Raw genomic sequence first — 12,529 nt, 5'->3', positions numbered from 1 at the left:
GAATATAGATATTAAGTTGTGCGTGGTATGTAGTATCTTGGAACCTACTTTAATGTAACATAAACTAAAGTATTTTTTTGTTTAGTTGAAAAATCAACATAATTCTGACAAAGATCGATTCGTGCTTATTAACAATAACCTTTTATATAATTAAACAGACCTTATGGGAAACCATAGATAGGATAATAATTTTAACGTTCACAGTGTTTACACACATAATATCCATGGCATTTGCTCAAAAATATAAAATAAAAATTTTATTTTATTTTTTCATTTGAAATTTATTTTTCACATATTGAGAATGGATAAGAACATAAGCTTTTTGAATCGAGAAAGCCATATAGGTTTCTGTGAGTAACTAAGGGGATGGACCCTTAGGGATAATTGACGTTATCGTTTAATACTAGCTTTTTATAATGGAAATGTATTATGAGAATGATAAAAAATAAGTTTTTTAAAAAAAAAGATTCATATGATGGGTCCAAACGTTTTTTTTTAAAAAAACTATCCTTTATTTTGCCATTATCTAGTCTATTCCCCATCAAGTTCGGTTTTGCCGAGAGTTCTATACCTATAAGTAAAAAACAAGAAAAGGCGGACGTCACCAAGAAAGTAATCAATGAACAAAATTGCTTTAAAGCTATTATTGGGCTACTTCAAAATAACGACGGGTTAAAATATATAGGCCGGTGCTCTGATATTTCAGAACTACGCAAAACAGAACCAAATATAATAGGACAAAGAATAGATGTTGTTAGCTATTATGCAGGATGGTCATCAAATATAAATGGTATTTTTGGTGGCGGAGAATTTTGGTATGATGCGGCAGATAAAGTATCACAGGACGATGGAGGAAGTGTAATTGTAACACATGCAGGAAAACGTTGGAAAAGAATTACGGATCAATTATTACCAATACATTATGGATGTGTTCCGGGCGGTAAAAATGATGTTTCTCATCAAATGTTAAATTATATTAATTCTTCTCATAAGAAAGTAATTAATTTATCAGATGGACCATGGCTAATATCTGTCACTATAAATTTAACAAAAGTTTCTAAAATAATATGTGATAAGACAACATTATTTATTGTAGACTCAAATAATTTCGTTGGAAAATGGGCTATCGAAATTGGTACTCCAGGAAAATGGGATAAAAATCGTGCTGATGGTTTATGTTTAGAAGGTACGTTGATGGTGCAATCTCTAAATAGAGATAATCTTCTGAATGGAATATATATTAAGGGGAGTTGGCTAAATATTGAACATATGCGAGCCGTTAATTTTAATGGAATTGGCATATATCAGGATTCAGTATGGGATTCAACTATCCAGAGAATTTCTGCAGAATTATGTGGCAATAAAAATTCGCCTCAAATTAAGTTAGGAAGTGAAGGGGATACTCATAACACTACTCATATTATGAGCATACAGAGTGAGCAGGCTTATCATTATTCTCTTTATATAAATGTTGTTAGAGATGTTATCGATAATATACACGCTGAAAGAACGTACGTTTTATTAGGTGATGATCAGAATCCTAATGATAGAATGAAACATAGGAATGTATATATTCTACTTGGCAATTCGATAATTAATAATGCAATATTTGATGCTTCTCCTCTTAAGCAGGCTCCAGATGGAGAATTTTTATCCAGTGATAAACTTTCGATAATTTTTAATGCTGATTATAGTAATATAAATACAATAAACGCATCTAAGTCCTTAATTTTCACAAATTATGGCTCATATTCTAAATTTGATGTTATATCGTGTGATACATGGTTTTTTCATTACCCCTCTTCAAAAAATACAGTAAGTAATTTTAAAGTAAATAAACTTGTTGCTTCATCTAATTATTATTTTTCTAATGGGGAAATAAATAATGTTTTAGATATTCAAAATTATACTGAAAATGTTTTGTTAAACTTTATTGATATTTCCAAAGTCCATTTTTCTAAAGAATATCATGGAGATATTAATTTTAGAGAATGCTCTATAAAAGAAATTAATCAAATTTTAAAGCCAACGGAAGGTTATTCTGAAATAGTATTTAATAATTGTCGTATAGATTTTTTCAGAGGAGGTTCATTTTCTCGTGCTAAAGTTGATGGCGGAATAATCAAAAACATTGATCTTGATGATAGTGCCGCTATTGAATTTAATAATCATTTTTGTGAAAACTTTACTTTTTCGGGTATAAGTGAATTTACCACTACTAATGTGGTTGCAGAACATGTCTTAAAATGGGATGTGCCGCATAAATATAATTATCCTCTTGGTAAAATGACAACTAGAATTGGGGATATCCAGCAGGATCAAACTCTTATTTATATAAAACAACACACTAAAAATCAAAACAAAATCAATGTCTGGTTCCCATTTTATAAAGAAGGGGGCTAAAAATAATTTTCTCTTAATAATTTCTTCTTAAGAAGGGTAAAGTAAAAATCTTTTATATTACTTTTTTATAGATATCTAATAAAATATTGATTTTATATAGTAATATATTGTTATAGCAATGTTATCTTTATCTTAATTAAGATAAATACTTATATAATTCGTGTATTTTTTTTGAAGGAGATGGCGTTTATGATGCTTAAGTCCGAGGAAAACAATTGAATACACTAAAAGAAACATTTAATGCAATAAGGCTTGAATCTAAAAAAAATGATTCTTTGAGGCTTATCATCTTATTAATTTTCTTCCGTTTAACATATTATGTGCGATACAAAAGAAAAAATAATAAACTTTTGTTTATTGCTTTTTTTCCATTTTACCTGTTATTATTTATAATATTTAGGCTTTATTCGACCTGCATATGCGCATGTGATTTATATCCAGGAACGCAAATAGGTATTGGCTTGGTAATGTATCATGGATTTGCTGTTGTTATTCATCCAGAAGTGAAAATAGGGGAAAATTGCATAATCAGACAAGGTGTGACAATAGGGAATAAGGTTAAAAAGGATGGTTCGATATCACGATGCCCAAACATTGGCAATAATGTTGAATTTGGAGCAAATTCTATTGTGATCGGAGAAGTTAAAATTGGTGATAATTGTAAAATTGGCGCAGGTGTTGTCGTTACAAGAAATATACAAACCGGATCAATAGTGATCCCTGCTAAAATGATAAATATTAATGGGGATGATATAAACTAAATATATCTAACAGTTTAACATGGTTTACGAAGATCTTTTTATTAATTTTATTTGGCCGATAAAAATGCATAGGAAGTTATGATGATTTTACCTGTCATTATGGCCGGAGGTACCGGCAGTCGTTTATGGCCGATGTCCCGTGAACTCTACCCCAAACAATTTCTCCGTCTGCATGGCGAATTATCCATGCTCCAGGAAACCGTCACTCGCTTGAACGGGATTAATGCCAGAGAGCCACTGGTGATTTGTAATGAACAACACCGGTTTTTAGTGGCGGAGCAATTACGTCAAATCAAACAGCTTTCGCACAATATCATTCTGGAGCCGGTTGGGCGCAACACCGCGCCGGCCATCGCTTTAGCCGCCTTAAGTGCAGTGGCCAATGGTGACGACCCATTGTTATTGGTGCTTGCGGCCGATCATGTCATTGAAGACACCCAGGCTTTTCAGGCTGCGGTTATGCAAGCGACTGACTACGCGTTCAATAATAAACTGGTTACCTTCGGTATCGTACCGACAGGGCCAGAGACAGGGTACGGCTACATCCAACGCGGTGAGTCCCTTAGCCTTGATGGGCAAGGTAGCTATAAGGTGCAACGTTTTGTGGAAAAGCCTGATTCCGATACCGCCTTAAAATATATCACCAGCGGTGAATATTACTGGAACAGCGGGATGTTTATGTTTCGCGCCAGTGAATATCTCAACGAATTACGCAAATTTCGACCTGATATTCTTTCTGCGTGCGAAACTGCCATTGAAAAACCAGAAGCAGACGTCGAGCAAGATTTCATTCGTGTCAAAAAAGAGGCGTTTCTTGCCTGTCCGGATGAGTCGGTTGATTATGCGGTGATGGAAAAAACCACTGAGGCAGTCGTGGTTCCTTTGGATGCCGGCTGGAATGATGTTGGTTCGTGGTCGGCCCTTTGGGAGGTAAACGCAAAGGATGAGAACGAAAACGCCCTTACAGGGGATATTTTCCTGCACAAAACCACCAATTGCTATATTAACACGGATGAAAAACTGATAGCGGCTGTTGGCGTCGATAATCTCGTTATCATCAACACCAAGGATGCCGTACTGGTGATTGATAAATCAAAAGTGCAGGATGTTAAAAAGGTCGTTGAATATCTCAAACAAAATTCACGAACAGAATATCGCCGCCATCGCGAATCCTATCGTCCATGGGGCCGCTGCGACAGCATAGTCAGTGAGGCCCGTTACAACATCAATCGCATCACGGTGAAACCCGGCGGTATGTTCTCTCTGCAAATGCATCATCATCGCGCGGAGCACTGGGTTGTACTGACCGGGACGGCCAGAGTCACTCTGGAAGACAAATCCTACCTGCTCACGGAAAACCAATCTACTTTTATCCCTATCGGTTCTGTCCATATGTTGGAAAATCCAGGCAAGATTCCGCTGGAACTCCTGGAAATCCAGTCGGGATCCTATCTTGGCGATGACGATATCGTGCGTCTCAAAGATCATTACGGGTTATTTTAATTGACAGGGAAATTGACTATGACTCAGTTGACGTGTTTCAAAGCCTATGACATTCGCGGTAAATTGGGCGACGAGCTTAATGAGGATATCGCTTACCGGATTGGCCGCGCCTATGGCGAGTTTCTCAAACCCAAGACAATGGTGTTGGGGGGCGATGTCCGCTTGACCAGCGAATCGTTGAAACTGGCATTGGCTGAAGGTTTGCGTGATGCCGGCACGGATGTACTGGATATTGGGATGTGTGGTACGGAGGAAATCTATTTCGCGACATCGCATCTGGGCGTTGACGGAGGCGTTGAAGTGACCGCCAGCCATAACCCAATGGACTATAACGGCATGAAATTGGTCAAGGAAGGTTCGCGGCCTATCAGCGGCGATACCGGATTACGGGATATACAACGTCTGGCGCAAGAGAATGCATTTGCCAAACCGGAGGCGGCGCACAAAGGCCGCTACCAAAAAATTTCCGTTCTGGATACCTATGTTGATCATCTGCTCGGCTATATCACGATGGCGAATTTCACCAGACCGCTGAAACTGGTGATAAATTCAGGCAATGGCGCGGCCGGGCATGTAGTGGATGCCATCGAGCAACGCTTTAAACAGTCCGCCGTGCCCGTTGAGTTCATCAAGGTGCATCACCAACCGGACGGTAATTTTCCAAACGGTATTCCCAACCCGCTATTGCCTGAATGTCGACAGGATACCGCTAATGCCGTCAAAGAATGCCAAGCTGATATGGGTATTGCGTTTGATGGCGATTTCGACCGGTGCTTTTTGTTTGACGAGAAAGGGAATTTTATTGAAGGCTACTATATCGTCGGCTTGCTGGCCGAAGCCTTTCTGGAGAAAAATCCCGGCGCGAAAATCATCCATGATCCCCGGTTGAGCTGGAATACCGTGGATATTGTGACCAAAGCCGGCGGCACCCCGGTTATGTCCAAAACCGGCCATGCCTTTATCAAAGAGCGTATGCGCAAAGAGGACGCCATCTATGGCGGTGAAATGAGCGCGCACCATTACTTCCGTGATTTCGCCTATTGCGACAGTGGGATGATCCCCTGGCTACTGGTGGCCGAGCTTTTGTCTACCAAAAACAAAACGCTCGGTGAGATGGTCAGTAATCGAATGTCCGCTTATCCTGCCTCCGGGGAAATCAATAGCTCGCTGGCCGACCCGAAAGCGGCTATCGACCGGGTATTGAAAGCGTATGAAAGCGCAGCGCTGGCTATCGATTATACCGATGGTATCAGTCTCGAGTTTGAAAACTGGCGTTTTAATCTTCGCAGCTCAAACACCGAGCCGGTTGTGCGGCTGAATGTGGAAAGTAAAGCTGATACCGGCCTGATGCAGGAAAAAACAACGGCTATTTTGTCGTTATTACGAAAATGAGAACGGAATTGACTCTAAATACTTCGAGGTGCATCGTGGCCAACAATAAGGCAACGTGAAGTATCACGAGATAGGGATTTTCCGTATAAGTACTTATAGTGATATATTATCATAGGGTTGTGATTTGTATTTTCGGATAATCCTTAATGTTTTATCCTCAGTTTGAAATACTATAATCAGTATTATCTTAATTGATTTTATCTGCCCTAAAACTATGTGATTTTAAGTAGGAATGGATGTCAACCTTTGTTACCCTATGTTTGCATTATAAAATTGATGAAATTGATTGAGATGCCACCGTCATAATGAATTTCAATGTGTGCAACTTTTGGATATATGGTGAGGCGCTATTATGACATCCATGCTTAAATCAAGCTACGATAAAGAGCATCGTATGACTAATAAAAATATTTCTCTCCAGGCCTATGTTGCCAAAATAACATTGGCTATTTCTGATTTGTTCTGCTTGAGTATATCACTGATACTCGCGTTATCTATTATCGATTTAGTTTCTAATGATCTCTATGCGTTTGTCCCAAGGGACGAAATACAGGCCCGCTATGCCTCACATATCATTCTTTCCGTGGTGTGCGTTTCCTGGTTTTGGATGCGTTTGCGGCATTATACTTACCGCAAGCCATTCTGGTTTGAACTGAAAGAGATTTTGCGTACCATCCTTATATTTTCGGTGATCGATCTGGCCATTGTCGCTTTCTCAAAATGGGAGTTATCCCGTTATGTGTGGTTTTTGACCTGGGTATTGGCGGCAATCACCGTACCGCTGGGCCGCGTTATCGTTAAACGTACTCTGAATATGGCCGGTATTTGGAAAAAACAGACGATTATCATCGGTTCTGGCAAAAATGCCCATGACGCTTATGCGGCGTTGCAAAGTGAAGAGATACTGGGATTTGATGTTGAGGCTTTCTACGCTGTCGACGACAGCGCGGTGACGACATCTTTCAGTAAACCTGTTCTGCAGGATGAATCGGAATTATGGCCGTTGGTGGATACCGATAATACCCAGTTCATTGTGGCTGTGGAGTTTGAGCAACATGCCTATCGGGATTATTGGCTAAAACAGTTGGCGAAGCATAATTGCCGCTCGGTTTCAGTGATCCCGACATTGCGTGGGGTCCCGTTGTACGGCACCGATATGTCTTTTATTTTTAGCCACGAAGTCATGATCCTGCGCGTCAGCAACAACTTGGCAAAACGGTCTTCGCGCTTTTTAAAACGGGTATTCGATATATTCGGTTCGGCATTGATATTGCTTTTTTTATCGCCCATTTTCCTCTTCTTGCTTTACCAGGTCTCGCGCGACGGCGGAAGCCCCATTTACGGTCATGAGCGGGTGGGGCTGAACGGCAGGAAGTTCCATTGCCTGAAATTCCGCTCTATGGTGTTGAACTCCCAGGAAGTATTGGCCGAATTGCTGGCCAACGACCCTGTTGCGCGGGCTGAATGGGATAAAGATTTTAAGTTAAAAAATGACCCGCGTATCACTAAGGTGGGGCAATTCATTCGCAAGACCAGTCTGGATGAGTTGCCGCAACTTTGGAATGTCCTGCGTGGCGATATGAGTCTGGTGGGGCCACGGCCGATCATTGAAAAGGAACTTGAACGCTATGCGGGCGATGTCGATTATTATCTCATGGCCAAACCGGGGATGACCGGCTTATGGCAAGTCAGCGGCCGTAACGATGTCGATTATGACGTGCGGGTGTATTTTGATTCCTGGTATGTCAAAAACTGGTCACTATGGAATGATATCGCTATTTTATTTAAAACCGTCAACGTGGTCTTAAGAAGAGACGGCGCGTACTAGCCTTATGTCGCGGCCTCATCCGGTCGTGCTTGAACTCAATGTGTCAGGTTAAAAATATGCTTTAAAAATAATGTGTTTTCCGATTAGCGTACAAAAATGCATCATAACCGCTCCGTTAATTGAGAAGAACGATTTCAACGGGTTGGCCTGGTGCTATCATTATTACTATCTTTCTTAGGCTGTGTCCTAATTTTAATCAAAATGGTGCCATGAGATGAAAATACTTAAAGCCGTAATCCCCGTCGCCGGCCTGGGCATGCATTTGCTGCCCGCCACCAAGGCCATTCCCAAAGAGATGCTACCCATCGTCGACAAGCCCATGATTCAATACCTGGTGGAAGAATGCGCGGCCGCCGGTATCAAGGAAATCGTGCTGGTGACCCACGCGTCAAAAAACGCCATCGAAAACCATTTTGATACCTCGTTTGAGCTGGAGGCGCTGTTGGAGGCCAGGGTAAAGAACACCCTGCTCAAGGAAGTGCAATCCATCTGTCCCAAGGGCCTGACCATTATGAATGTCCGCCAGGGGGAAGCGTTGGGGCTGGGGCATGCGATTTTGTCGGCCAAACCGATGCTGGGGGATGCGCCTTTTGCCGTGGTGTTGCCGGACGTGCTGCTGGACGATTCCACCTATGATACGCGCACGCAAAACCTGGCGGACATGATTAAAAACTACTATGAAACCGGCCACAGCCAGGTACTGGTTCAATCCATGCCGCGCGACACCTTACCGGAATACTCGGTGGTCAGTTGCGATAAACCGGTCAAGCAGCCCGGTCAGCGCGCGCACATTGAGTCCTTTATCGAAAAACCCCAGGATCTCAGCCGGATTGATTCGGATCTGGCGGCGGTGGGGCGCTATGTGCTGTCGGCGGATATCTGGCCGCTTTTGGAAGAAACCAAGCCCGGCGCCTGGGGCCGTATCCAGTTGACCGACGCCATTGCCTCGCTGGTTGACAAGCAGCCGGTGGATGCCCTGTACCTGGCCGGCAAAAGTTTTAACTGCGGCCGGAAGCTTGGCTATATGCAGGCCTTTGTTTCCTACGGCTTGCGCAACAAAAAACTCGGCGATGATTTCCGTGAGAAGATTAAAAGCCTGCTGTAACATGGACAGTCTGATACGCTAAAAAAAACAGGAGCTTTTATGGCTATTCTTGTTACAGGCGGCGCCGGCTACATTGGTTCGCATACGGTACTGGCATTGCTTGAGCGCGGCGATGATGTCGTCGTGCTGGATAACTTGTGCAATGCCTCCGATATTTCGCTGGATCGGGTGTCGGAAATAACCGATAAGGATATCGTCTTTTATCAGGGCGATGTACGGGATGCGGAATGCTTGCAGCGCATTTTCGACGACCACGATATTTCGGCGGTCATCCATTTCGCCGGGCTCAAGGCGGTGGGGGAGTCCTCCCACAAACCGCTGGAATACTACCAGAACAACGTTGCCGGCACGCTGGTCCTGCTGGAGGAAATGCGCCGGGCGGGAGTTCATCATTTTATCTTCAGTTCGTCGGCCACGGTGTACGGCGTCAACGCGCCGGTGCCTTATGTCGAAACCTCGCCCATCGGCGGCACCAGCAGTCCTTATGGTACCTCAAAGGTGATGGTGGAGCAGGTCATGGCGGATTTCGCCAAAGCCGAGCCGCAATTCGCCATGATAGCCCTGAGGTATTTCAATCCGGTGGGCGCCCATGAATCCGGCCGTATCGGCGAGGATCCCAATGGCATTCCCAATAACCTGTTGCCGTTTATCGCCCAGGTGGCGGTAGGGCGCCGCGACAAGCTGCAAATTTTCGGTGACGACTATCCCACCGAGGACGGCACCTGTAAGCGCGATTATATCCATGTCATGGATTTGGCCGAGGGGCATCTGAAGGCCATGGATCATCTGGCCGATATCAAAGGCTACAAAGCCTATAATCTGGGCGGCGGCGTCGGCACATCGGTGTTGCAGATGGTGAAGGCCTTTGAGAAAGCCTCGGGTAAACACATTCCGTATGCCATCGCGCCAAGGCGCGACGGCGATCTGCCGGCCTTCTGGGCGGATCCGGCGTTGGCGAAACGGGAGTTGGGCTGGTCGGTGACGCGCGATCTGGATTGCATGATGCGTGATACCTGGAATTGGCAGAAGAACAATCCCAACGGGTATAAAGGCTGAGTTGCGGGCGCGCCTGCCCGCCCTTTAAGAGACCGGGAACGCGCCTGGTCTTTTTTTTGTCCGGGGTAATATGTCTTTTTTCAGGCGATTTCTATAAAGGGATGGCTTGCAAATTGGGGCGGACCTTGACTTTGTTTAAAAGTCAATCTAATCTGTACGTAAATATGTACATTTGCTATCTGTAGGAGGTCTCTTATGGCACATGTTCGTTTAACTGAATTCCGCCAGAACATCGCGGCACATTTTGACCAGGTTATCACCTCAAGGGCCCCGCTGCTGGTCACCCGGCAAGGCTCGGAGGCAATGGTTATGCTGGCGGAGGGTGAATACGAATCCATCCTGGAAACCCTGCACTTACTCTCAACGCCAGCAAATGCCGATCGTCTGAGGGATAGCATCAAGCAGCTTGGAGAAGGGAAAGTGGTAGAACAGGACCCGACTATCTGACATGAGGCTTCTATGGACGGAGAATGCTTGGCAGGAATACCGGTTTTGGCAGGAAACAGACCCAAGCATGACTTTGAAAATAAACGAACTGATCAAAGACGCCAAGAGGTCTCCTTTTAAGGGATTGGGTAAGCCGGAACCCCTTAAAGGAGACCTTTCTGGTTTTGGGTCTCGACGGATATCTGGTGAACATCGGTTTGTCTACCGGGTGGCAGGAAAAGGGGAATTTCAACAACTGGTAGTTGTTCAATGCAGATTCCACTATAAATAGCGGGATTTTTTAGTTGTGGTTGTTCTCGGTCGTTATGGGATGAACGCATCCCACCCTCCTCAGACGAGGAGACATCACTGGAATAATCGTTACCGTTTTTCCATCGGGGTGGAGGCGGGGTGGGACAACGTGGGGGCCGCCATGTTTATCCCAGCGCAGGACCTTCGTGCGTGAATGGGTTTTATTGCAAAATGCTGTTGCCGTTCGATAATGGAATAGCGTTTTGCCATGGTTCATCTCACACCGGTTGTATCAGGTGAGGTCAGGATGCCGGGGCGAGATTTGTTAACCAGGCGAGATGCCAGCTCGCTTACAGTATCATTCCAGAAACGTACTATCCAACTGCGCCATAAGCGCTTCCAGGCGGGCGACGCTGGCGGCCGTTTGTTGATTGATCATGGCGATAAATATGCTGTAACCGGCTTTGGCATCGGTGACGTGCACGATGTAATGACGCTCATGATCAGTCGGGCTGGTGGCGATGCCGGTCCACTCCGCCAGGGTTTTATTGTTGTGGTAATTTCCCGCATTGATAAAACGCAGCGTGGGTTCATGCGCCTTGAGATAGGCCACGACCTGGTTAAGGCTTGGGCCGTTATCCCTGACGACGCTGAAATTAACGTGGGTATCGCTGCTGATAAACGAACTGGTCAGCATGCCCGGCCCGGCTTCAAGCTGTTTGACGCTCCAGGTATCATCAATTATCGCGCGTTTATGGGTAATGGGGTTTCGCCATTGGTGTGCCGAAATGGCGGGCGGCGACAATGTCGTCTGCCGGACGGATGGGGTGGCGGCGCGCCACATCGCGCTACCCTTGATATCATCAAGCAACTGGCGGAAATCGCCTTGTTGCGTGAAGTAGACCGTCGAACTGACCGCGATAAGCAAGCCGATGAGCAAACCGCTATAGATCCATCGGCGCGAGGCGTTAAGCGTGAAAGAGGGCAATACCGCCTGGTGGGGGGAGGGCGCCAACAAGGGGGGCGGCGAGTCAAGCAGCGGCTTCAGTTCATGTATTGCGGACACGGGCATCCATTGTGCAAAACCTTCACGCCAGATGAGGCTTTGCGCGTTCAATACCCGATGATGCAGTAATTTTTCCAGCGTTGGCAAGGTCACCGGCCCCTGCCGTTGATTATCCGCAATATACCACCAGCCGGCCATAAACAATGTAGCCCGATTCCAAAACCTCGTTAAGATATCGCCCATGCGAACAGCAAGAACGCTGTGCGTCCCGGTAGTGATGGATACCGGCAATTTTTGTTAACGCCAGTCTATCGACTGGACGGATTTTAACATCGTTGCGGGCTAATCGTCAGCCTATCACTGTATTAGCCAATCATTAATAATTAAATAATTGCAAAAAGAGGCCGCCTGCCTGTCATTCATCCCCATGTTGTGTAAGCCGTTTCTCGGGTAAGCCAACCCGACGGGGCATTTAAGCAGCCTTTTCTTTCACTATTTGGCAGAAAATGCTAGCATACGTCGCCACGTAAGACAGCTGTACATAACAAGTTAACCGCGAGCCCGGAACATTCAATGCATTACGATCTGTTAAGTATCCCAGTGTGTTTTTCGCCCGGTTCGCTGCGTCATGGCAAATGGCACTCTGTGGTTATGTCTGGTGGCCGGTTTTGGTCATGGGACAAACTATCGCTGACGCTGACTCGCACACGCCCATGGCGGCTTTATCTTTATGATTTTTCCTAGTGACGCGCGCGGTTCGTGCGCGTAATGTTACGAGCGTTTTGCTTATGATCCCG

At 44.8% G+C, this 12,529-nt stretch carries 10 protein-coding genes; 9 read left to right on the top strand and 1 reads right to left on the bottom strand.

Going from position 1 to position 12,529, the window contains the following annotated elements:
• The first annotated feature begins 429 nt into the window (after positions 1 to 429).
• The 9 genes from FCN80_RS12570 to FCN80_RS12530 all read left to right on the top strand — a co-directional run bounded on the left by FCN80_RS12570 (position 430) and on the right by FCN80_RS12530 (position 10,766).
• Entirely contained in the window at positions 430 to 2,403 is a 1,974-nt protein-coding gene (locus FCN80_RS12570; RefSeq protein WP_136990508.1) for a hypothetical protein, read from the top strand.
• A 215-nt stretch (positions 2,404 to 2,618) separates the two neighbouring features.
• Positions 2,619 to 3,164: a serine acetyltransferase gene (locus FCN80_RS12565; protein WP_136990507.1), complete on the top strand. Its 546-nt coding sequence runs from the start codon at positions 2,619 to 2,621 to the stop codon at positions 3,162 to 3,164.
• Between the two features lie 78 nt (positions 3,165 to 3,242).
• Positions 3,243 to 4,667: a mannose-1-phosphate guanylyltransferase/mannose-6-phosphate isomerase gene (locus FCN80_RS12560; protein WP_170975386.1), complete on the top strand. Its 1,425-nt coding sequence runs from the start codon at positions 3,243 to 3,245 to the stop codon at positions 4,665 to 4,667.
• A gap of 18 nt (positions 4,668 to 4,685) precedes the next feature.
• Complete coding sequence (gene cpsG, locus FCN80_RS12555) at positions 4,686 to 6,059, top strand: phosphomannomutase CpsG (RefSeq protein ID WP_136990505.1); 1,374 nt, start codon at positions 4,686 to 4,688, stop codon at positions 6,057 to 6,059.
• Between the two features lie 394 nt (positions 6,060 to 6,453).
• Positions 6,454 to 7,887 (top strand): undecaprenyl-phosphate galactose phosphotransferase WbaP, encoded by a 1,434-nt coding sequence (gene wbaP / locus FCN80_RS12550; RefSeq protein WP_136990504.1) that lies wholly within the window; start codon positions 6,454 to 6,456, stop codon positions 7,885 to 7,887.
• A gap of 214 nt (positions 7,888 to 8,101) precedes the next feature.
• A complete protein-coding gene (locus FCN80_RS12545; RefSeq protein ID WP_136990503.1) occupies positions 8,102 to 8,992 on the top strand; it encodes a sugar phosphate nucleotidyltransferase in 891 nt (296 codons plus the stop codon).
• Between the two features lie 39 nt (positions 8,993 to 9,031).
• The gene (gene galE / locus FCN80_RS12540; protein WP_136990502.1) at positions 9,032 to 10,048 is read left to right on the top strand and encodes a UDP-glucose 4-epimerase GalE; all 1,017 of its coding nucleotides are present in this window, start codon (positions 9,032 to 9,034) and stop codon (positions 10,046 to 10,048) included.
• Positions 10,049 to 10,243: 195 nt separating this feature from the next.
• A complete protein-coding gene (locus FCN80_RS12535) occupies positions 10,244 to 10,495 on the top strand; it encodes a type II toxin-antitoxin system Phd/YefM family antitoxin (RefSeq protein ID WP_136990501.1) in 252 nt (83 codons plus the stop codon).
• A 1-nt stretch (position 10,496) separates the two neighbouring features.
• On the top strand, positions 10,497 to 10,766 hold the full coding sequence (locus FCN80_RS12530) for a Txe/YoeB family addiction module toxin (protein WP_136990500.1): 270 nt from the start codon (positions 10,497 to 10,499) through the stop codon (positions 10,764 to 10,766).
• 318 nt (positions 10,767 to 11,084) lie between these two features.
• Here FCN80_RS12530 and FCN80_RS12525 read toward each other — a convergent pair whose 3' ends face one another.
• The gene (locus FCN80_RS12525; RefSeq protein ID WP_170975385.1) at positions 11,085 to 11,930 is read right to left on the bottom strand and encodes a DUF4339 domain-containing protein; all 846 of its coding nucleotides are present in this window, start codon (positions 11,928 to 11,930) and stop codon (positions 11,085 to 11,087) included.
• Positions 11,931 to 12,529: the final 599 nt, after the last annotated feature.

Origin of the sequence: Martelella alba, assembly GCF_005217455.1 — a bacterium.
Lineage (GTDB): Bacteria > Pseudomonadota > Gammaproteobacteria > Enterobacterales > Enterobacteriaceae > Acerihabitans.
This window is presented reverse-complemented; position numbering and strand designations above follow the sequence as displayed.

Excerpts from the sequence above, each read along its gene's own strand:
- FCN80_RS12570 (WP_136990508.1), top strand. The coding sequence starts at position 430 with ATGAGAATGATAAAAAATAAGTTTTTTAAAAAAAAAGATTCATATGAT.
- FCN80_RS12560 (WP_170975386.1), top strand. The coding sequence starts at position 3,243 with ATGATGATTTTACCTGTCATTATGGCCGGAGGTACCGGCAGTCGTTTA.
- cpsG (WP_136990505.1), top strand. The coding sequence starts at position 4,686 with ATGACTCAGTTGACGTGTTTCAAAGCCTATGACATTCGCGGTAAATTG.
- wbaP (WP_136990504.1), top strand. The coding sequence starts at position 6,454 with ATGACTAATAAAAATATTTCTCTCCAGGCCTATGTTGCCAAAATAACA.
- FCN80_RS12545 (WP_136990503.1), top strand. The coding sequence starts at position 8,102 with ATGAAAATACTTAAAGCCGTAATCCCCGTCGCCGGCCTGGGCATGCAT.
- galE (WP_136990502.1), top strand. The coding sequence starts at position 9,032 with ATGGCTATTCTTGTTACAGGCGGCGCCGGCTACATTGGTTCGCATACG.
- FCN80_RS12535 (WP_136990501.1), top strand. The coding sequence starts at position 10,244 with ATGGCACATGTTCGTTTAACTGAATTCCGCCAGAACATCGCGGCACAT.
- FCN80_RS12530 (WP_136990500.1), top strand. The coding sequence starts at position 10,497 with ATGAGGCTTCTATGGACGGAGAATGCTTGGCAGGAATACCGGTTTTGG.
- FCN80_RS12525 (WP_170975385.1), bottom strand. The coding sequence starts at position 11,930 with ATGGCCGGCTGGTGGTATATTGCGGATAATCAACGGCAGGGGCCGGTG.